Origin of the sequence: Mesorhizobium sp. M5C.F.Ca.IN.020.29.1.1 (genome assembly GCF_003997375.1) — a bacterium.
In the GTDB taxonomy this organism is placed as follows: Bacteria; Pseudomonadota; Alphaproteobacteria; order Rhizobiales; family Rhizobiaceae; genus Mesorhizobium; species Mesorhizobium wenxiniae.
This window is the reverse complement of record NZ_RZSW01001166.1, coordinates 1-536: the sequence shown is the minus strand read 5'-3', so window position 1 is coordinate 536 and position 536 is coordinate 1. Positions and strand designations below refer to the sequence as shown.

The 536-nt window shown below is 57.1% G+C and carries 1 protein-coding gene; it reads right to left on the bottom strand.

The annotated features are described in order from the left end of the window. On the bottom strand, positions 1-471 hold a 471-nt coding region (locus tag EOA85_RS36855; RefSeq protein ID WP_164760204.1), incomplete at its 3' end, for a response regulator transcription factor. Between the last annotated feature and the right edge of the window lie 65 nt (positions 472-536).

Below are 536 nucleotides of genomic sequence, written 5' to 3'. Positions count from 1 at the left end.
GTCCCACCAAGGGCGACGTGCGATCATCAGTGGGTGCTCAGCAACGAAAACCTGCCGGGCGACCGGATCGAAGTTGAGATTGCCAAATACGAGCCTCAGGTCGGTCATCTGTGACGCCCGGCGCAGAATGGCTCTCATTCTGGCGATAAGCTCATCGGTAGAGACGGGTTTGAGCAGAAAGTCGTCCGCACCACCGTTGAAGATCGCAATTCGCTTATCGAGATCGTTAAGGCTGCTCATAATGACGGCAGGAACTGAATGCCCGTGGGTCCTCAACTGCCTCAGCCAACCCAAGCCATCGCCATCTGGCAGAGCCAATTCCAGCAGGAGAATTTCATAGCTAGCGCAAGAAAATGCACTCGAGGCCAGTTCCAGAGTACCAACGACATCAACGACGAAGCCGCCATCCCCGAGCGCAAGTCGCATGGCGCGCGCAAGATCCGCATGATGATCCACGAGCAGCGTTCGCATTTCATCTCCTATCGAAGAGAGACGCGTCACCGGCGGCCATCTGATCGGAGCACACGGCGCGCAAC